Below are 19,783 nucleotides of genomic sequence, written 5' to 3'. Positions count from 1 at the left end.
CATTACGAGCCGGCTAGGCATGACATGCGTTACCCGATACCCTTTAAGGCATGCAAATACCTGACTTGAATCTGCTGGTTGCCTTGAATGTCTTGCTCGAAGAGGGCTCTGTGGTGGGCGCTGCCCGGCGCATGAACCTGAGCGCTCCGGCCATGAGCCGCACCTTGACCCGAATCCGTGAAGTCTTGAATGACCCTATTTTGGTGCGTTCCGGCCGTGGGCTTGTGCCCACACCCAGGGCGCTGGAATTGCGTGAACAGGTACGCGGTGTGGTTGAGTTGGCCCACGGGATCTTCACTCAAAGCCAGAACAGTGATTTGCGTGAGCTGGAGCGCACGTTCAGCATTCGCGCCAACGACGTATTTTTTGGCGTGTATGGTGCCGCTTTACGCCAGCAAATAGCCCTGGAAATGCCCAAGGCCACCTTGCGGGTCGTGCCGGAAGGTTTTACCGATGATGAAGCGCTTAATGAAGGGCGTATTGACCTCACCATCTGCGCCACTAACCGCTTCAGCTCGGATATCAAGGTTCAAAAGCTGTTCACTTGCCCGTTTGTAGGGCTGGCACGGGAAGGTCATCCCATCTTCGACCAGCCCATTACACCCCGACGCTTTGCCGGGTATGACCATATCAGTGTGTCCCGCCGGGGCCATGCCCGGGGGCCGATTGATGTGGTGCTGGCTGAACAGGGGCTGGAGCGTCGGGTGTCATTCACTACGCCGACCTTCTACTCGGCGATCTTTGCGCTGGCTGGCGCCGACCTGATTCTGCCGTTGATGCCCCAGGTGCTGCTTAAAACCCTTGAACCACTGGGCCTTAAATTGCGTCCGTTCGAGTTGCCGATCCAGTTGCAGCCGGTTGAAATCGTTCAGGCCTGGCACCCGCGCCTGGACAACGACCATGCCCACCGCTGGCTGCGTCGAACCCTCAAGACTTTCTGCGATAACGCAGTGGTTTGAGCGCTCATCCCTTCGTCAGCGAATACCGGCAAAAGTTGGCATCCGCAATAATTGCGTCTGACGCACTCCACAGTTAGCTATTTATCAATTTTTATAGCAATGCAAGCTGATTAAACTTTCTGTCATCTATAAAGACGACGGAGTCAGCCATGTACTGGCGGTTTGATCATGGGCGCAGTCTGGCGTCTGGAGCAGGGGTGTGACTGCGCTGGTTGCAGGTGCAACCACCCCGGCACCCGCCATCAGCACGGCATTTGGGCTGCGGATTTTTACGGGTCTGCTGGGCGTGTTGCTGGCGGTGCTGGTATCGGGTTTCAACGAGAATGTAACCAAGGTGGCCATGCCCGATATTCGTGGGGCAATGGGCATCGGTTTTGACGAAAGTACCTGGTTGCTGGCGGTGTATTCGGCCACGTCCATCAGTGCCATGGCTTTCGCGCCCTGGTGCGCGGCAACCTTCTCTTTGCGACGATTTACCTTGTGTGCCATCGGTGCTTTTTTGCTGTTGGGCATCCTCTGCCCGTTTGCGCCTAATGTCGATGTGCTGATGTTGCTGCGCACTTTGCAAGGGTTTGCCGGTGGCGCCCTGCCGCCAATGCTGATGTCGGTGGCACTACGGTTTTTGCCGCCGGGCATTCGTCTATACGGGCTGGGCAGTTATGCGCTGACCGCGACCTTTGGCCCCAGTTTTGGTACGCCGCTGTCTGCCTGGTGGGTGGAGTACGCCGGGTGGCAGTGGGCGTTCTGGCAAATCATCCCGCTGGGTCTGTTGTCGATGGCTTGTGTGGCCTGGGGTTTGCCCCAGGACCCATTGCGGCTGGAGCGTTTCAAGCAGTTTGACTGGCGAGGTCTGCTGCTTGGCTTGCCGGGCCTGATCATGCTGGTGCTGGGCCTGGAACTGGGCCAGCGGCTGAACTGGTTCGAGTCGCCGATGATTCAGTTTTTTATTGTCGGCGGCACCGCGCTGATGGTGTTGTTTTTTATTAATGAATGGTCGCATCCGCTGCCGTTTTTCAAGTTGCAACTGTTGAAAATCCGCAACCTGGCTCATGCCCTGCTGACGTTGGGCGGGGTGCTGTTTGTGTTGTTGGCGGTGATCAAGATCCCTTCCAGTTATCTGGCTCAGGTGCAGGGTTACCGTCCCCTTGAAACCGCTCCGGTCATGTTGCTGGTGGCGTTGCCACAGTTGATTGCGCTGCCGCTGGTGGTCGCGCTGTGCAACCTGCGCTGGGTTGACTGCCGCTGGGTACTGGCCATTGGTCTGGCGCTGTTGGCGCTGGCGTGCGGCCTCGGTTCGCAGGTGACCTCAATGTGGAGTCGCGAGAATTTCTACGGGTTGCAGGCGATTCAAATCATCGCACAGCCCATGGCAGTAATTCCGTTGTTGATGCTCGCCACGGGCGGCCTGAACCCGGCTGACGGCCCGTTTGCATCGGCCTGGTTCAACACTGTCAAAGGCTTTTCAGCGGTTGCCGCGGGCAGTGTGCTGGGTGTGTTGACGCTCAACCGCGAGCACTTCCATTCAACGATGTTGCTCGATCGCCTGGGTAACTCGCCGCTGGTCAGTACCGGGGCAGATCTGGCGCATCGGGTTCATCAGCAGGCGGTGGTGCTGACGTCTGCCGACCTCTATCTGTACATGGCCGCCTTGGCGCTTCTATTGATTGTGTTAATCCCTTTTGGCCCCACGCGGATCTACGCGCCGGGCACACCTGTTGGAGCAGTGAAATGAGTACAACAAGCGGGCGCAAGCCTTTGGTCATGGTCGGCGTGGGTCTGGTGGCAGTTATTGTGCTGTACGGGTTGTGGCGGCTGGTTTTCGGATCGGGTGCAGTGCAGAGCACCAATGATGCGTTTGTCAGCGCCGATTACACTTTGATCGCGCCTAAAGTCGCAGGGTTTATCGACGAAGTGCTGGTGCAGGACAACCAGCCGGTCAAGGCCGGGCAGTTGTTGGCGCGGATCGATCCTCAGGACTATCAGGCTGCCGTGCAAGCGGCGCAAGCCAGCGTGGCAAGCGCTCGGGCGCAGCAGGCCAATGCACTGGCGATGCTTGAGCGTCAACGCTCGCTGATCGAACAGGCCAAGGCCACGGTCGATGCGGACCTGGCGCAGGTGGAGTTTGCCGAACATGAGTTGCAGCGCTATCAACATCTGGCGGGGCAGGGGGCGGGAACATTGCAGAACTCCCAGCAGGCGAAAAATCGTTCGCTGACCGCCCGGGCCGAGTTGGCCCAGCACAAGGCCGCCATGGAAGCTGCCCGTCAGCAAACCCGTGTGCTGGCCGCCCAGGCCACCGCGGCGCAAGCGTCGGTGGACTATGCCGAGGCCTTGCAAGCACGGGCCGAGCTGGACTTGTCCCACACCCAACTGACGGCACCTTTTGACGGCGTTGTAGGGCGGCGCAGCGTGCGTCTTGGCGCTTACGTCAAGCCCGGGGATACCGTGCTGGCGGTTGTACCGTTGGCGGACGCCTTTGTCGTTGCCAACTTTCTAGAGCATCAGCTGACCCACATGCAGGCCGGGCAACGTGTGACGATCAAGGTTGACAGTTTCCCCGGCCAGACCCTGCAAGGCACCGTCGACAGTATTGCTCCGGCTACCGGTGTGACGTTCTCGGCCATTGCCCCGGATAACGCAACGGGCAACTTCACCAAGGTGGCGCAGCGCATAGCGGTGAAAGTCACCCTGGATCAAGGGCAGTTACTGGCCAGCCAATTGCGCCTCGGGATGTCGGTAGATGCATCTATCGACACGGCCACAGCGCACGATCAACAGGTCAGCGCACGATGAAAAACACTGCATTGATCTGGGCTGTGGCCTGTTACAGCGTGTTGAGTCTGAGTGGTTGCGTGGTAGGTCCGGACTTCCAGGCGCCCGTGCCCAAGATTGCAAAAAACTGGGCGCCCGTGGCCACCGAAGCGGGGCATAGCGGGACGCTCGAGTCAGCAATCGACCCGCGTTGGTGGGACACTTTTGGCGATCGTCAGCTGTCGGCATTGGTGCGCGAGGCGCAGCAGAGCAACTTTGATGTGCAACTGGCGGCCAGTCGCCTGGAGCAAAGCCTTGCGATACGCCGTCAAATAAACGCCGACACCTTGCCTGAGGTGGACGGTACGGCCAGTTACAGTCGCAGCCGTAACAGTCAGGTGGGCTTGAATGACCCTTCGGGGCACAGCGGCAAGCAGGCGTTCAATCTGTGGAATGGTGGCCTGGGTTTTAGCTGGGAAGCGGACTTGTGGGGCAGGGTCAAGCGTTCGGTGGAAGCGGCTGATGCATCAGTGCAAGTGGCGGCAGAGGATCGTCACGGGGTGCAGTTGCTGGTGATCGTGCAGACCGCGCAGCACTATATTCAGCTGCGTGGTACGCAGCAGGCACTGGCGGTGGTGGAGCAAAACCTGCAGATCGCCCGCCGTAGTCTGGAGCTGACTCAATTGCAGCTCAAAGAGGGCGTAGCCACTGACTTGCAAGTGTCGGAAGCCGCCGCTCAGGTAGCCGAGATCGAAGCGCGCATGGCGCCGTTGCAGCAGCGTAGTGCGCAATTGATCAATGCTCTGAGCATGCTGGTGGCTCGTGAACCAAGGGCCTTGCAGCAGCAATTGAACGTAGCGGCGCCCGTGCCGGCCTATGGCGCGGATGTACCGATTGGCTTGCCGAGCGAGTTGGCGCAGCGACGCCCCGATATCCGCCGTGCCGAGGCACAATTGCATGCAGCCACGGCTGCTATCGGTATGGCCAAGGCGGACTTTTATCCACGTATTACCTTGTCTGGAAGCCTGGGGATGCAAGCCATGCAACTGTCAGATCTGGGCAGCTGGGGCTCGCGCAGTTTTGCGTTCGGGCCGGGGTTGAGCGTGCCGGTGTTTGAGGGTGGACGTTTGCAGGGTGCGTTGCAATTGCAGGAAGGGCGTCAGCAAGAGGCCGGCATTGCCTATCAAAAAACCGTATTGCGGGCCTGGCATGAGGTGGACGATGCACTGGTGGCGTATCAGGCCAACCAGCGTCGTCGTGACAGCCTGCAGCAGGCGGTGGTGCATAGCCAGCGTGCGCTGGATAGCGTCCATCAACAGTACACCCAGGGTACGGTGGACTTTCTGAACGTATTGACCGTTCAAAACGTGCTGCTGGCCAACGAAGCAGCGCTGGTCGACAGCACCGCCCAGGTGTCGCTGTCGCTGGTGGATGTGTTTGGGGCATTGGGTGGAGGGTGGCAGGGGTAGTTGCCTGGGGGCGGGGGCCTATGTGGGAGCGGGCTTGCTCGCGATGGCCGCGCTTTGGTGACTCAGTCACACCGAGCAGTTCGCATCCCAAGCCAGCCCGCTCCCACAGGTTATGCCAGTGGTTTCTACAGGATTTGCTATGCTCGCGCCCTCGACCGCAAGCGCCAACATAGGCGTGTCCAGTTAACATTGAGCCTATTTATGTCTGCTGATACTCAAGCCACAACGGTGCGTTTTTCCCGTTCCGACTATAGAACCCTGGGCCTTGCGGCCCTGGGCGGGGCGCTGGAAATTTACGATTTCATCATTTTCGTATTCTTTGCCCTGACCCTCAGCCAGCTGTTTTTTCCGCCGGACATGCCCGAATGGCTGCGCTTGCTGCAGAGCTTCGGGATTTTTGTGACGGGTTATCTGGCCCGCCCATTGGGCGGGATTCTGATGGCGCATTTTGCCGACCACCTGGGGCGCAAGCGGGTGTTCAGCCTGAGCATCCTGATGATGGCGCTGCCTTGTCTGCTGATCGGGATCATGCCCACTTACGCCGATATCGGTTATTTCGCGCCGCTGATTCTGTTGGCCCTGCGCATCCTTCAGGGCGCGGCGGTAGGGGGGGAGGTGCCCAGTGCCTGGGTATTTGTGGCCGAGCATGCACCGGCCGGTCGCAGGGGCTTTGCCCTGGGCTTCTTGCAAGCCGGGCTGACCTTCGGCTACTTGATCGGGGCCTTGACCGCGACGCTGCTCGCCCAGATGTTCACACCAGCAGAAATCCTTGATTACGCCTGGCGCTTTCCGTTCCTGCTCGGTGGCGTGTTCGGTGTGATTGGCGTGTGGCTGCGTCGCTGGCTCAGTGAAACCCCGGTGTTTTTGGCCTTGCGCGAGCGCAAGGAAGGCCGCGCAGAGTTCCCGTTGCGCACGGTTTTGCGTGATCACCGTGGGTCTTTGCTGCCGGCTGCGTTGCTGACCTGCGTTCTTACTAGCGCCGTGGTGGTGTTTGTGGTGATTACGCCGACCGTGATGCAGCAACGCTTTGGCATGACTGCCAGTCACACCTTTGCGTTGAGCAGCCTGGGCATCGTGTTTTTGAATATCGGTTGTGTGCTGGCCGGTCTGATCGTCGACCGTATCGGCGTCTGGCGCAGCATTGCGCTGTACAGCGTTTTGCTGCCACTGGGTATCGGCCTGTTGTACGCCAGTCTGGTAGGGGAGTGGGCATTGCCCGGGCTGGCGTACGCATTCGCCGGTTTGACCTGCGGGATTGTCGGGGTGGTGCCTTCGGTGATGGTTGGCCTGTTTCCTGCGCCGATCCGCGTCTCGGGCATTTCGTTTACCTACAACATCGCCTACGCACTCTGGGCCAGCACCACGCCGTTGCTGCTGATCGCGTTGATGCCGTGGAGTCCGTGGGTGTGCGTGGCGTTCTGCGGGGTGATGGGAGTGGTCGGGTTGCTCACGGCCCGGCGCTATGGTTCCAGCGGTGCCACTCAAGTCGAGAAACGCTTGTTAGCCAAGGCCGAGATGTAAGGGTTTGACCATCTGTCATCGCAGTGATTGCTGGCTTTAATAGGAAGCATTACTATTCGCGCCCCACCTGTGTAGTCCCCTGCGATGACTCAGAAAGTGCCCCGTAAAACGGGCTTCTTTGACCATTACGAAGAGTTGATCGGAACCTGGACCCGGCGCCTGCGCAACCGACAGCAGGCTCAAGACCTCGCCCATGACACTTTTGTCCGCGTGCTCGAATCCAATGTGGATGCGGTCGAGCAGCCGCGTGCGTATTTGCACCAGACAGCCCGCAATATCGCGGTGGACGGTTTTCGCCGTGAAGAACTGCGCGCTGCCAAGGAGCAGGCGGGCGTTCCTTCAGGCTCGTCCGAAACCGGTGATCCGGAGCAGTACATGCGTGCTCTGCAGTTGGCTGAGTCGGTTGAAAGGGCATTGCTGGAGCTACCGCTCAATTGTCGCAGGGTCTTTGTCTGGCAGAAGATCGAAGGCCTCACCCAGGCAGAGATTGCAGAGCGCCTGGGGCTGTCCAAGAACATGGTGGAAAAGTATATGATCCGCACCCTGCGCCATCTGCGTGAACGTGTGGGGTCTGCGTGATGACATCGGTAAAGGATTGCGTGATGGATACGCCTGACTGTGCATGTGGCAGCGCGAATGTGCGCGCCGCCGCCGCAACCTGGTTTGCGCGGGTGCAAGCGCACACCCTGAGCGTGGTCGAGCAGGCCGAATTTGAGGCGTGGCGTACGCAACACGCCAGCCATGAGGCGGAATACCAGTGGTTGGCCAGCATGTGGTCGGCCGCAGACCTGTTGCCCAAGGCGCGATTGCAGGCGTTGTGCGAAGTGCCTGCGCCAAGGTTGGGGCGTCGCTCGTTTCTGGCTTACGGGCTGGCTGCGAGTGTTGTGGCAATAGCGGCCGGGGCGGGCCTGTGGATGCAGCTGCAATCGTCAGCGGGCTACCAGGCCGAGTTTGCCACGGCGACAGGTGAGCGGCGCACAGTGAACCTGCCCGATGGATCATCCATTGAACTCAACGGCCGCAGCCGCGTACGAATCAATTTCGAGCGTGGCCAGCGCAATGTCGAGTTGCAGCAGGGCGAGGGAATGTTCAGCGTGGCCCGCGACGCTGACAGGCCGTTTGTGGTTCAGGCCGGTGCCGGACAGGTGACAGTGACCGGTACGCGTTTTGACGTGTTGCGCGAGGGCGATCAGGCACGGGTTGCGGTGGAGTCCGGGCATGTTCGGGTGCAAGGTGCCAACCCGCACGCAGTGGCCAACCTGACGGCGGGGCAGGGGACTGTTGTGGACGCGCAGGGGCAGGTGGCTGCCGTGCAGGCGGTCAACACCCGGGTGTTGACCGCCTGGCGCAAGGGACAACTGGTGTTCGAGGATGCCACCCTGGGTGAAGTGGCGGCACAAGTGTCCCGTTATCGCGACAAGCCTGTGCACGTGACCTCGCCTGCGATCGCCCGGCTGCGGCTGTCCAGCGTGTTTAAAACCGATGACACCGATGCGCTGCTCAAGGCCTTGCCACAGATCCTTCCAGTCGCTGTCCGGGCACGGTCAGACGGCAGTCAGGAAATCATCGCCAGAAAATAATTGGGTAATCAATTCAGGTTTTTTTCGAGTTCTTCGTCTTCTTGATCAACTGCAACTGGTTTGCATTAACAGTCGCACTCAAGTGCGATCCACAGGGCAAGACTCGACGTGAAAAACAACAATCATCGTGGGCGACTTTCCTCGCTTGAAACACCTTTGAGCACTCCAGCTTCTCTTCCCCGCACGCGCTTGTTGCCGCTGGCGTTGGCCCTGGCGGTCAATGCGGCGATGCCCTGTGCGTTTGCCGCACAATCCCCGTCGAGTGCTGTCCATATTCAGTCGCAGCCCTTGGGTGCCGCACTGAGCCAGTTGGCTCAACAGACCTCGTTGCAGGTGTTTTTCAGCCCGCAACTTGTGGCGGGCAAACTGGCGCTTGCGGTCGACGGCAACCTGTCACCCGAGCAAGCCCTGGCGCAGTTGCTGCAAGGCAGTGGCCTGAGCTACACGCTGGACGGCGATGCCGTGACCCTGAGTGCTGCGCCCACCGTCAGTGCCGCACCTTCCGGACCCCTGGAACTGGGACCGGTGGATGTGAAAGTGGTCGGTAACTGGCTGAGCGATGCCAATGACGCGGTGGTGCAGAATCATCCGGGCGCCCGGACGGTGGTACGCCGCGAGGCCATGGTCGAGCAGGGCACCATGAACGTCAGTGACGCGCTCAAGCGCATTCCCGGGGTGCAGGTGCAGGAGTCCAACGGCACTGGCGGCAGCGATATTTCGCTGAACGTAGGCGTACGCGGTTTGACTTCACGGCTGTCGCCGCGCTCCACCGTATTGATCGACGGCATCCCTGCGGCGTTCGCGCCCTACGGCCAGCCACAATTGTCGATGGCTCCGATTTCGTCGGGCAACCTGGACAGCATTGACGTGGTACGCGGTGCCGGTTCGGTGCGCTATGGGCCGCAAAACGTGGGCGGGGTGATCAATTTCGTCACCCGGGCCATTCCTGAAACCTTCCAGGGCGAAGTGGGTACTACCCTGGAGACCTCCGAACGCGGTGGCTGGAAGCACATTGAATCGGCGTTTCTGGGCGGCACGGCAGACAACGGCATCGGTGCCGCGCTGCTGTACTCGGGGGTCAAGGGGGATGGCTATCGGGCGCGCAACAATGACAACAATATTGATGACGTGTTGCTTAAAACCCACTGGGCGCCCACCGATCAGGATGACTTCACCCTCAACTTTCATTATTACGATGCCACAGCGGACATGCCCGGTGGCCTGACCCAGAAGCAGTTCGATGCCGATCCGTATCAGTCGGTGCGCGACTACGACAGCTTCACCGGGCGGCGCAAGGACGTGTCTTTCAAGTACCTGCGCCAGATTGACGACCAGACCCAGTTTGAAGTCCTGACGTATTACACCGACAGCTTTCGTGGCAGCACTATTGCCGCACGTAACTTGCAGACCCTGGCCTCGTATCCGCGCAGTTATCACACGTTTGGCATCGAGCCACGGGTGTCCCATGTGTTTACGCTGGGGCCCGTGACGCAGGAAGTGGGTGTGGGCTATCGCTATCTCAAAGAAGCGATGCACGAGGAGGCCAGCCAGGTCTTGCTGGTCAATAACGTGCCAGTGCCGGGGCCAGGAGCCGATGGTCATGTGTATCAGGATCGCACGGGCGGCACTGAGGCCAACGCGTTCTATATCGATGACAAGATCGATGTAGGTAACTGGACGGTGACTCCGGGGATTCGTTTCGAGCGCATCAGCACCCAATGGCATGACCGCCCGGTACTGGGAAACAACGGTGTGCCGGTGCTTGAGAAGAAGCGCAGCATCGACAGCAGCGAAGCCCTGCCGGCCCTGAGCGTGATGTATCACCTCTCGGGCGCCTGGAAGCTGTTTGCCAACTACGAAACCTCGTTCGGCAGCCTGCAATACTTCCAGCTGGGGCAGGGCGGTGTCGGCGATGCGACAGCGGCAGGCCTGCGCCCTGAAAAGGCCAAAACCTACGAGCTGGGTACGCGCTACGACAATGGCGTGTGGGGCGGTGAAGTGACGCTGTTCTACATCGATTTTGCCGATGAGCTGCAATACGTGAGTAATGACGTGGGCTGGACCAACCTGGGGGCAACCAAGCACCAGGGCCTGGAAACTTCGGTTCATTACGACCTGTCGGCTCTGGACGCACGCCTTGAAGGCTTGTCGGTGAATGCGGGCTTCACTTACACCAAGGCGACTTCCGAGGGTGACATTCCGAACTTCAAGGGGCGTGACCTGCCGCTGTATTCCCGCCAGGTGGTAAACCTGGGTGCGCGTTATGTGGTCAATCGCTGGACCTATAACCTGGACATGTTTGCCCAGTCCCAGCAGCACGCGCCCGGCACTGGCGGTGTGTACATCACTGATCCGACACCGGATGGCCAGTATGGGGACATACCGGGCTATGCGACCTGGAGCACCCGTGTTGGCTACGATTTCGGCCCTGAAGCGTCGAATTTGAAGGTGGGGGCGGGGATCAAGAACCTGCTGAACCAGGAGTACTACACCCGTTCCAGCGACAACAACTCAGGGATTTACCTGGGTGAGCCGCGTACGTTCTTTGTGCAGGCGAGTGTAGGTTTCTAAGCGCCTCAACACAGGTACTGCCGGACCTGTGGGTGCGGGTTTGCCTGCGAGGCGCAGCACTGGCCCCCCTCACAGGGTGTTGTGTTACCTAGACGCGCAAGATCCGCCCGCTGATGGCCACGGCCATCAGCATGGCGGTGATCAGCAAAAAGGCGATGCTCAGGCTGCTGGCATGGGCGATAAAGCCGATGGCCGCAGGCCCTGCCAGAATCCCCGCATAACCCAGGGTGGTGATGGCCGGCACGGCGATGTTTTCCGGCATCACGGTTTGTTTGCCTACGGCGGTGTACAGCACCGGAACGATGTTTGAACACCCCGCGCCCACCAATGCATACCCGAGCAGCGAAACTTCCCAACCCGTCCCCAGTGTTGCCAGGGCCATGCCGGCAGCGGCAAACAGCCCTCCCACGACAATCACCCGCCGGGCACCCAAGCGCTTGACGATGGTATCGCCCATCAAACGACCTGCGGTCATGGTCAGTGCGAACGCGGCATAGCCAAGCCCGGCGTAGGCTTCACCGATGTTTTTTTCGGTGGTCAGGAACACCGCACTCCAGTCGAGCATCGCGCCTTCGGCCAGAAACACCGTAAAGCACAGCAGCCCGATGAACAGCACCACGCCGTGAGGCACGGCAAACGCCGGGCCGCTGCTTTCGCTGCCATAGGGCAGCAGATGGGGAGCGGCTTTAATCAGGGCCGCAAGGATCAGCATAATCACCACCACAATTGCCCACAGTGGTGACAGGCCCAGCGCAAGCAATGCGCTGACACCGGCTGCCCCGGCAATCCCGCCCACACTGAACAAACCATGAAAGCCCGACATCATGTTGCGTCCGCTGGCGCGCTCAACGATCACGGCCTGCAGGTTGACGGTGGAGTCGACGGCGCCCAGCCCTGCACCAAATACAAAGAGCGTCGCGATCAACAGCGACATGGAGCTGGCAGTCGCCAACAGCGGCAGTGCGAGGCAGATCAGTAGCGTCCCGCCGATCAATACCCGCCGACAGCCAAAGCGTGTGGCCAGAACCCCTGCGATAGGCATCGCCAGGATCGACCCTGCGCCCAGACACAGCAGCAAAAGCCCCAAGGTCGCCTCATCCAGTCCGGCCCGCGCTTTGGCATAGGGCACCAGTGGCGCCCAGGCCGCGAGCCCAAAACCGGCGATAAAAAAGGCAATGCGGGTCGACATTTGTTCAAGACGCCCCGGCACAAGGGGCATTTGGGTGTTGATGGCGGTCATGGTCATCCTTGGAAAACGGGCTCTGGTGCGATGCGGCGGGACATCCTTACATATTTGCGGCAGGTGTCGCGAGGGCGCTGGCATACGGGTTTGCGAGAGTGGTTGAATAGCGCGCTTGCTTACTCAACTGCCTATGGTGCGTATTTTATGGATAAGAACTCTAACCCTGCAGTGCAATTACTCAACCCGGCAGGCTTGTATGACCCTGCGCCCAACGGCTATTCCCATGTCGCCCGTCTGGCGCCCAATGTGCGCCTGGTGTACACCGCAGGCCAGGGCGGTGAAAACGCCGAAAGCCAGTTGTCACCCGACTTCGCCGAGCAGGTGCGCCAGGCATTTGCCAACGTGCAGATTGCCCTGGCAGCAGCGGATGCGCAGATCAAGGACGTCGCCAAGATCACCGTATTGATCGTAGATCACAGCATGGAGCGTCTGCAGATTTTGGGTGCCGAGATCTCGCGGGTGTGGGGTGAACTGCCAGCACCGGCCTGCACATTGATCCCGGTACCGCGACTGGCGCTGGATGAGATGCTGTTTGAGGTAGAGGCGGTGGCGGCAGTGGCTGTGTAAGTGGGAGTCTGAACCCGCCGTTAACGCGCAGTTACTGGATAAACCGCGCTGCCTGGAAGACTTCGCGAGCAGGCTCGCTCCCACTTAATTGAATTTTTTTCTGTGCCCCTGTGGGAGCGAGCCTGCTCGTGAACGGTTAAACCTGCAACAACCGCTCCCTGAGCTTGCCGATTTCGTCGCGCATTTGCGCGGCGGCCTCGAACTCCAGGTCGCGGGCCAGGGCGTACATTTTTTCTTCCAGCTGGCGAATGCGCTTGCTGATCTCGCTCGGCGAGCGCAGTTCGTTTTCGTACTTGGCGTTCTCTTCGGCGGCTTTGGCCATCCCTTTGCGCTTTTTACTGCGCGAACCCGGTACTACTGCGCCTTCCATAATGTCGGCAACGTCCTTGAACACCCCTTTGGGGGTGATGCCGTTGGCGAGGTTGAACGCGATCTGTTTCTCGCGACGACGCTCGGTTTCGCCAATGGCCCGTTCCATCGAGCCGGTGATCCGGTCTGCATAGAGAATTGCCCGGCCATTAAGGTTACGGGCCGCACGGCCAATGGTCTGGATCAGTGAGCGCTCCGAACGCAGGAAGCCTTCCTTGTCGGCATCGAGAATTGCCACCAGCGACACTTCGGGCATGTCCAGGCCTTCCCGCAGCAAGTTGATGCCCACCAGCACATCAAACACCCCCAGACGCAGGTCACGAATGATCTCGACCCGTTCCACGGTGTCGATGTCCGAGTGCAAGTAACGCACGCGTACGCCGTGGTCGGCCAGGTAGTCGGTCAGGTCTTCGGACATGCGTTTGGTCAGCGTAGTGACCAGCACCCGTTCTTCCAGCGCGACGCGCTTGGCGATCTCGGACAGCAAGTCGTCGACCTGGGTCAGTGCCGGGCGAATCTCGATTTGCGGGTCGACCAGGCCGGTCGGACGCACCACTTGCTCGACCACACGGCCCGCATGTTCGGCCTCGTAGTTACCCGGCGTGGCCGAGACGAAAATCGTTTGCGGGCTGATGCGCTCCCATTCATCAAAGCGCATCGGCCGGTTGTCCAGTGCCGAAGGCAGACGGAAGCCGTACTCCACCAGGGTCTCTTTGCGGGAGCGGTCGCCTTTGTACATGGCGCCTACCTGCGGCACGCTGACGTGAGACTCGTCGATCACCAGCAAGGCATCCGCCGGCAGGTAGTCGAACAAAGTCGGTGGCGGCGCACCGGACTCGCGGCCCGAAAGGTAGCGCGAGTAGTTTTCGATGCCGTTGCAGTAGCCCAGCTCCATGATCATTTCCAGATCGAAACGGGTGCGCTGCTCCAGTCGCTGTGCCTCGACCAGTTTGTTATTGGCGCGCAGGTACTCAAGACGCTCCTTGAGTTCCTCCTTGATGCCTTCGACGGCGTCCAGCAGGGTTTCGCGCGGGGTCACATAGTGGCTTTTTGGGTAGAAAGTAAAGCGCGGCATCTTGCGGATGACTTCGCCGGTCAATGGGTCAAAGGCGCTGATGCTCTCGACTTCATCATCGAACAGCTCGATGCGCACGGCCTCAAGGTCCGACTCTGCCGGGTAAATGTCGATCACATCGCCACGCACCCGGAATGTCGAACGGGCGAAATCCATGTCGTTGCGGGTGTATTGCAGGTCGGCCAGGCGGCGCAACAGCTCGCGCTGGTCGAGCTTGTCCCCGCGATCGACGTGCAACACCATCTTCAAATAGGTTTCCGGGCTGCCCAAACCATAAATGCACGACACCGTGGTGACGATAATCGCGTCCTTGCGCTCCAGCAGCGCCTTGGTCGCGGACAGACGCATCTGTTCGATGTGGTCGTTGATCGAGGCGTCTTTCTCGATGAAGGTGTCGGAGGAGGGCACGTAGGCTTCGGGCTGGTAGTAGTCGTAGTACGAAACGAAGTACTCCACCGCGTTGTTTGGGAAGAACGACTTGAACTCGCCATACAACTGCGCGGCCAGGGTCTTGTTTGGCGCGAGTACCAGTGTGGGACGATTCACATGGGCGATCACGTTGGCGATACTGAAGGTCTTGCCCGAACCCGTTACCCCGAGCAGGGTCTGGTGCGACAGGCCGGCTTCGATGCCTTCGATCATCTGGCGAATGGCTTCGGGTTGATCACCCGCAGGCTCGAAGCGGGTAACAAGCTGGAAATCGGGCATGAAGGACCTCGGGGTTTGCTTCTATAAAGGCGTTGACCCTTATAAGTGCATGCGACTCAAGCCGCAGGAAAAAAACAGGATACGGGTAAATATGGAGGTCATGTCTGACTGTTTCAAGGCGCTGCTCTGACACGGTGATCTTGGCAAAGATTGCAATTCGACCAGTGGCCTGAAAATAAACTCAAATACTTAGCCAAAACCGGTAATAGCCTGTTGCCCGAATCGTGATCGGCCTTATACTTGCTCCCCGTTTGTGCACCGCTCTAGTGCAATCGGCTGGAGCGTTGTCACCCCCTCCATTCTCCATTCAGAGCCGCCGTAATAATGAGCCTGTTCTCCGCTGTCGAAATGGCACCACGCGATCCTATCCTGGGCCTCAACGAAGCATTTAACGCCGATACCCGTACCAGCAAAGTGAATCTGGGGGTCGGTGTTTACTGCAACGAAGAGGGACGAATTCCGCTCTTGCGTGCCGTTGTCGAAGCCGAAACGATTCGGGTTGCTCAGCATGCGTCGCGCGGCTACTTGCCGATCGATGGTATTGCTGCCTACGACCAAGCTGTTCAGAAACTGCTGTTCGGTGCTGACTCACCCCTGTTGGCTGCTGGTCGAGTAATCACCACTCAAGCCGTGGGCGGTACTGGCGCGCTGAAAATCGGTGCTGACTTCCTCAAGCAACTGCAGCCAAATGCTGTTGTCGCCATCAGCGATCCAAGCTGGGAAAACCACCGTGCTCTGTTCGAAACCGCGGGTTTCCCGGTTCAGAACTACCGCTACTACGACGCCGCCAGCCACGACGTAAACCGTGCCGGCATGCTCGAAGATCTCAATGCCCTGCCAGCCGGCTCCATCGTTGTGCTGCACGCGTGCTGCCACAACCCGACCGGTGTCGATCTGACCCCGGCTGACTGGCAGAACGTGCTGGACGTGGTCAAGGCCAAAGGCCTGATTCCGTTCCTGGACATGGCCTACCAGGGCTTTGGCGACGGCATCGACGAAGACGCCGCGGCAGTGCGCCTGTTTGCTGAGTCGGGGCTGAGCTTCTTTGTTTCCAGCTCGTTCTCCAAGTCGTTCTCGCTGTACGGCGAGCGTGTAGGGGCACTGTCAATCATCACCGAGTCTGCGGATGAGAGCGCTCGCGTTCTGTCCCAGGTTAAGCGTGTGATCCGCACCAACTACTCCAACCCGCCGACCCACGGTGCAACCATCGCCGCCGCTGTGCTCAACAGCCCTGAGCTGCGTGCCATGTGGGAAGAAGAACTGGCTGAAATGCGACTGCGCATTCGCGGTATGCGCCTGCAAATGGTAGAGCTGCTGTCGAAAAAGGCTCCGGGGCATGATTTCAGCTTTGTTGCGCGTCAGCGCGGCATGTTCTCGTACTCCGGCCTGACCGTTGAGCAAGTGACGCGCCTGCGTACCGAGTTCGGCATCTACGCCCTGGACACCGGCCGAATCTGCGTGGCTTCTTTGAATCAGCGCAACATTGAAGCGGTAACCGACGCTATTGTTCAGGTCATCTGAATAATGCACTGAGAAGTCATCGAAAGTGTTGACTTCTCTTTTTATATCAGTAAGATAGACGCAATTCCGCGATAGCTCAGTTGGTAGAGCAAATGACTGTTAATCATTGGGTCCCTGGTTCGAGTCCAGGTCGTGGAGCCAGATAGTAAAAAAGCCGCTAGCGATAGCGGCTTTTTTTTGCCTGAAATTTGGCGTGCGGGGGGCCAGATACCGCTCAGGCTGAGCACGGCCCGTTGTTCTCGTGCACGTCCTCAATATCCGCCAGCAGGGCTTTTGGATCGCAAGGATCCAGAACGACCTTATTTTTCTAGCAGCCACCCACCTCAGCACTCCACAGCTCAGCGTCTGAAGTTCAAGAAAGCACTGGCGTTTAGCCAGCCATTTACGGGCAGCAACGTTTTTTTATGCACTCCATCACGAATATCGCTATTCGATAATAAAAATCGTTTACTCCTATCTGAGAATGATTATTATTGGCTTCAGTGTTTCCTCGCTCAAAGGACCTGTGTCAGTGATCAGAACCTCTCCGGTATTTTCCCTGCTACAAAACGGGAAAAGCGTTTACGGCATGCTCAATTCCCTGCCTTCACCCATGCTCTGTGAAATGCTCGCGTTTGCCGGGTATGACTTTGTAATCCTCGATCTTGAGCACTTGCTGCGCTCCGAAGAAGACCTCATGCATTGCATTCGGGCCTGTGAGGCTGCCGGCATTTCTCCCTGGCTGCGCCTGCCCCACGTTGACGAAAAGCTGATCGGCAGGGCACTGGATGCCGGTATCGAAGGCATTGTCCTGTCACGTACCGAAAGTGCCGCGCAGGTTCAGCGCGCCATCGAAGCCACTCGTTTCCCGCCCATGGGGAACCGCGGAATAACAGGGGGGCGCATCACCGGATTCGGTCGTGTGCCATTACCCGAATACATCGAGCTGGCCAACCGTCAGACACCGATTGTTCCCATGATTGAAAGCCGCGCAGGGGTCGACGCTCTGAGCGAAATCCTGCTACTGCCGGGAGTCGGCATGATCATGGAGGGCGCCCTGGATCTGGCCCTTGATCTCGATCTGGGGCCTGACCCGCTCAGCCCTCACGTCTGGCAAATGCTGCAAGGCATGGCCGACGCCTGCCTCGCCGCTGAAGTGCCTTTTTGCGCCAATCCCCGCACCGCTGAACAGAACGCGTTTTGGCGAGCTCGGGGTGTGCGCAGTTTTCTGGCCGGTGAAGACCGTGGCTTGCTGCATAACGCATTGAAAGCCCGCCTGCATTCTCTCCAACAGCAATAACGAGTCGACGTAGATAAATGAAAACAACAACATACCTACACTTTTCACTCAGTCTCATCACACTGGGCATTTGCCATGCCGCCCTGGCTGCTGAGCAACCCCCCGTCAGCAGTCTGGAACTGGCACCCATGACGATTCAGGGGGACGTTCTCGGCGCAGCCAGCGATCAGGACGTGCGTACTTACGCCGGTAGTCGTAGTGTCGTCGATTCCAGCGATCTGAAAAAAGCCAGCGTCCGCGGTCTGGACGACGCTTTGCAGCGGGTCCCCGGGATCAAGATTTTTGACGAAACCGGCACCGGCGCCTTGCCGCAGATTTCTGTACGCGGGCTCTATGAGAGCCGCAGCGGCCGGATCCAGGCTTTGTCCGATGGCATCCCTCTGGCATTGGCACCCTACGGCCAGACGGGCCTGTCGCTGTTTCCAATGACCATGGCCACGGTCGATCGTATTGATATCGTGCGCGGGGGCGCAGCGGTGCAATATGGTCCGAATAACGTAGGCGGGGTCATCAACTTCATCAGCAAGCCGATTCCGCGTGAGTGGGAGACCACTTTGCAGGAGAGGACTACATTCAACCCTGGCGGGCGCCAGTTGTGGGACACCTATCTGGGCACCGGTGGTTACCTGACCGACAACTTCGGCTTGCAACTGGATATCAACACCCTGAGCGGTGAATACGGTCGCGAGCACTCCGACACCGATGTTCAGAACTACCGCCTGCGGGGTCAGTGGAACATCGACGACGATCGTGATCTGAGCTTCGGTGTGCAGCACTACAAGGCCGACATGGACCTAGCCGGGGCGCTCAGCGTGAAGGACTACAAGGATGATCCGCGCCAGTCTACGCGCCCGCTGGACCGCTTCGAGGGCGACACCAATCGCGTCTGGGGCACCTACACCCAGCGCCTGGGCGCCATGGGGCCTTTCGACTCGGTGGAGTTCAGCTGGACCAACTTCGCCCACAACAGTTACCGCAACTTCGTGGTCGGCTTGCCGTTCACACCGGACGGAACGGCAGTCACCAAACAGGACGGCCCTCGTGATTTCAAAGTATGGGGGACGGAGCCGCGCATCAGTGCCACGGTCGATGGCGACAACGTTGGCCAGACCTGGCTGCTCGGTGCCCGCTATGTCAGCGAAGACATCGATTACAAGGTCAATCGCCAGAGCCTCGCGACCGGCGTGACGGCGCCGTTCCGCGACTGGAAGTTCGATGACAACGCCCGTGCCTTCTACATCAGCAACGCCATCAGTCTGCTCGATCACCGCCTGACCATCACGCCGGGCGTGCGCTATGAAAACGCCCGCATGAATTACAGCGACGGCATCACCGGGTTCAAGCGCGAAAACAAATCCGAGGAGTGGCTGCCGGGCCTGACTGTGGGTTATCAGGCGAACGATGCCTGGTATGTCTACGCCAACGCCCAGAAGTCCCTGCGTCCGCCCCAAGTTACGCAGATCGTCAAGGAGGGCGCTGTGGGGGCCGAGCTGGCGTGGAACTACGAGACCGGTGTGCGCTACACCCCGTGGGACGGCATGCGCGTCGACTTCAATCTGTACCGCATCGACTTCGACGACCAGATTTCATATAACGCCACGACCGACCGCTTCGACAACCTTGGCAGCACGCGTCACCAGGGTTTCGAGACCGATATCTTCTGGACGCCGCAAGCCATGCGTGATCTGGACCTGCATGCCGGTTATGCCTACCTCGATGCCAAGCAACGCAATGGCACATACACAGACAACGAGGTGCCGTACTCCTCGCGCAACCAGTTCATGGTTGACGCCCGTTATCGTTTTGCCGAGCACTGGACCTACAACCTTGACGGCCTGTACATCAGCAAGGCCTACACCGATGCCGCGAATACCCGCGATGAAAATGCCTCGGCCAGTGTGGGTGAGCTGCCTGCGTACTGGGTCTGGAACACGGCCGTGGAACGTGAGTTCCCGCTGGCAGACAAGAGCGTCCTGACCGCATCGGCGGGCATCAGCAACCTGTTCAACCGCGAATACTATTTCCGCGGTATCGACACCGCCCCTTGGGGTCGTCAAGCCGCGCCCGAGCGTTCGCTCACCCTAGGCGTCAACTACCGCTTCTAACCCGCGCACACGCGCCTACGTGAACCAGTTGCCCGATCCTCAGGGACGGGCAACTGCTGCCCCCA

At 59.4% G+C, this 19,783-nt stretch carries 14 protein-coding genes and 1 tRNA gene; 13 read left to right on the top strand and 2 right to left on the bottom strand.

Annotation, left to right across the window (positions count from 1 at the left end):
* Positions 1-50: 50 nt before the first annotated feature.
* From RGV06_RS04945 to RGV06_RS04910, 8 genes are all read left to right on the top strand, one after another.
* Positions 51-959, top strand: a complete 909-nt coding sequence (locus RGV06_RS04945) for a LysR family transcriptional regulator (protein WP_019828469.1) — start codon at positions 51-53, stop codon at positions 957-959.
* 199 nt (positions 960-1,158) lie between these two features.
* Complete coding sequence (locus tag RGV06_RS04940; RefSeq protein ID WP_046808629.1) at positions 1,159-2,691, top strand: MFS transporter; 1,533 nt, start codon at positions 1,159-1,161, stop codon at positions 2,689-2,691.
* On the top strand, positions 2,688-3,752 hold the full coding sequence (locus tag RGV06_RS04935; RefSeq protein ID WP_019828466.1) for an HlyD family secretion protein: 1,065 nt from the start codon (positions 2,688-2,690) through the stop codon (positions 3,750-3,752). The genes RGV06_RS04940 and RGV06_RS04935 overlap by 4 nt, the downstream gene beginning before the upstream one ends.
* A complete protein-coding gene (locus RGV06_RS04930; RefSeq protein WP_198822157.1) occupies positions 3,749-5,179 on the top strand; it encodes an efflux transporter outer membrane subunit in 1,431 nt (476 codons plus the stop codon). Before RGV06_RS04935 ends, RGV06_RS04930 begins: the two co-directional genes overlap by 4 nt.
* A 201-nt stretch (positions 5,180-5,380) precedes the next feature.
* Positions 5,381-6,700, top strand: a complete 1,320-nt coding sequence (locus tag RGV06_RS04925; protein ID WP_019828463.1) for an MFS transporter — start codon at positions 5,381-5,383, stop codon at positions 6,698-6,700.
* Positions 6,701-6,784: 84 nt separating this feature from the next.
* Positions 6,785-7,279 carry a sigma-70 family RNA polymerase sigma factor gene (locus RGV06_RS04920; protein ID WP_019828462.1) on the top strand — a complete coding sequence of 165 codons (495 nt, stop codon included), beginning with the start codon at positions 6,785-6,787 and terminating at the stop codon, positions 7,277-7,279.
* Between the two features lie 23 nt (positions 7,280-7,302).
* A complete protein-coding gene (locus RGV06_RS04915; protein ID WP_322149505.1) occupies positions 7,303-8,280 on the top strand; it encodes a FecR family protein in 978 nt (325 codons plus the stop codon).
* A 228-nt stretch (positions 8,281-8,508) separates the two neighbouring features.
* Complete coding sequence (locus tag RGV06_RS04910) at positions 8,509-10,851, top strand: TonB-dependent siderophore receptor (RefSeq protein ID WP_322151835.1); 2,343 nt, start codon at positions 8,509-8,511, stop codon at positions 10,849-10,851.
* 88 nt (positions 10,852-10,939) lie between these two features.
* On the opposite strand, the gene RGV06_RS04905 is transcribed toward RGV06_RS04910, so the two are convergent.
* Entirely contained in the window at positions 10,940-12,091 is a 1,152-nt protein-coding gene (locus RGV06_RS04905; protein ID WP_019828459.1) for an MFS transporter, read from the bottom strand.
* Between the two features lie 147 nt (positions 12,092-12,238).
* On the opposite strand from RGV06_RS04905, the gene RGV06_RS04900 reads away from it, so the two are divergent.
* Positions 12,239-12,661 carry a RidA family protein gene (locus RGV06_RS04900; RefSeq protein WP_019828457.1) on the top strand — a complete coding sequence of 141 codons (423 nt, stop codon included), beginning with the start codon at positions 12,239-12,241 and terminating at the stop codon, positions 12,659-12,661.
* Positions 12,662-12,797: 136 nt separating this feature from the next.
* Here RGV06_RS04900 and uvrB read toward each other — a convergent pair whose 3' ends face one another.
* The gene (gene uvrB, locus RGV06_RS04895) at positions 12,798-14,813 is read right to left on the bottom strand and encodes an excinuclease ABC subunit UvrB (protein ID WP_019828456.1); all 2,016 of its coding nucleotides are present in this window, start codon (positions 14,811-14,813) and stop codon (positions 12,798-12,800) included.
* 324 nt (positions 14,814-15,137) lie between these two features.
* Here uvrB and RGV06_RS04890 point away from each other — a divergent pair, with 324 nt between their 5' ends.
* The 4 genes from RGV06_RS04890 (at position 15,138) to RGV06_RS04875 (ending at position 19,718) form a co-directional block, all read left to right on the top strand.
* Positions 15,138-16,334, top strand: a complete 1,197-nt coding sequence (locus tag RGV06_RS04890) for an amino acid aminotransferase (RefSeq protein WP_019828454.1) — start codon at positions 15,138-15,140, stop codon at positions 16,332-16,334.
* Positions 16,335-16,399: 65 nt separating this feature from the next.
* A tRNA-Asn gene (locus tag RGV06_RS04885) sits at positions 16,400-16,475 on the top strand.
* A gap of 427 nt (positions 16,476-16,902) precedes the next feature.
* Positions 16,903-17,613 (top strand): HpcH/HpaI aldolase family protein, encoded by a 711-nt coding sequence (locus RGV06_RS04880; RefSeq protein WP_322149504.1) that lies wholly within the window; start codon positions 16,903-16,905, stop codon positions 17,611-17,613.
* 17 nt (positions 17,614-17,630) lie between these two features.
* Complete coding sequence (locus tag RGV06_RS04875; RefSeq protein ID WP_198822159.1) at positions 17,631-19,718, top strand: TonB-dependent receptor family protein; 2,088 nt, start codon at positions 17,631-17,633, stop codon at positions 19,716-19,718.
* Positions 19,719-19,783 lie beyond the last annotated feature (65 nt).

This window comes from Pseudomonas sp. CCI3.1 (assembly GCF_034313985.1).
GTDB classification, from domain to species: Bacteria; Pseudomonadota; Gammaproteobacteria; order Pseudomonadales; family Pseudomonadaceae; genus Aquipseudomonas; species Aquipseudomonas psychrophila.
Note: the sequence above shows the minus strand (reverse complement) of the source record. Positions and strands in the feature narration are given on the sequence as shown.

Excerpts from the sequence above, each read along its gene's own strand:
- RGV06_RS04875 (WP_198822159.1), top strand. The coding sequence starts at position 17,631 with ATGAAAACAACAACATACCTACACTTTTCACTCAGTCTCATCACACTG.
- RGV06_RS04915 (WP_322149505.1), top strand. The coding sequence starts at position 7,303 with ATGGATACGCCTGACTGTGCATGTGGCAGCGCGAATGTGCGCGCCGCC.
- RGV06_RS04880 (WP_322149504.1), top strand. The coding sequence starts at position 16,903 with ATGCTCAATTCCCTGCCTTCACCCATGCTCTGTGAAATGCTCGCGTTT.
- uvrB (WP_019828456.1), bottom strand. The coding sequence starts at position 14,813 with ATGCCCGATTTCCAGCTTGTTACCCGCTTCGAGCCTGCGGGTGATCAA.
- RGV06_RS04910 (WP_322151835.1), top strand. The coding sequence starts at position 8,509 with ATGCCCTGTGCGTTTGCCGCACAATCCCCGTCGAGTGCTGTCCATATT.
- RGV06_RS04890 (WP_019828454.1), top strand. The coding sequence starts at position 15,138 with ATGAGCCTGTTCTCCGCTGTCGAAATGGCACCACGCGATCCTATCCTG.
- RGV06_RS04900 (WP_019828457.1), top strand. The coding sequence starts at position 12,239 with ATGGATAAGAACTCTAACCCTGCAGTGCAATTACTCAACCCGGCAGGC.
- RGV06_RS04945 (WP_019828469.1), top strand. The coding sequence starts at position 51 with ATGCAAATACCTGACTTGAATCTGCTGGTTGCCTTGAATGTCTTGCTC.
- RGV06_RS04905 (WP_019828459.1), bottom strand. The coding sequence starts at position 12,091 with ATGACCGCCATCAACACCCAAATGCCCCTTGTGCCGGGGCGTCTTGAA.
- RGV06_RS04920 (WP_019828462.1), top strand. The coding sequence starts at position 6,785 with ATGACTCAGAAAGTGCCCCGTAAAACGGGCTTCTTTGACCATTACGAA.
- RGV06_RS04930 (WP_198822157.1), top strand. The coding sequence starts at position 3,749 with ATGAAAAACACTGCATTGATCTGGGCTGTGGCCTGTTACAGCGTGTTG.
- RGV06_RS04935 (WP_019828466.1), top strand. The coding sequence starts at position 2,688 with ATGAGTACAACAAGCGGGCGCAAGCCTTTGGTCATGGTCGGCGTGGGT.
- RGV06_RS04925 (WP_019828463.1), top strand. The coding sequence starts at position 5,381 with ATGTCTGCTGATACTCAAGCCACAACGGTGCGTTTTTCCCGTTCCGAC.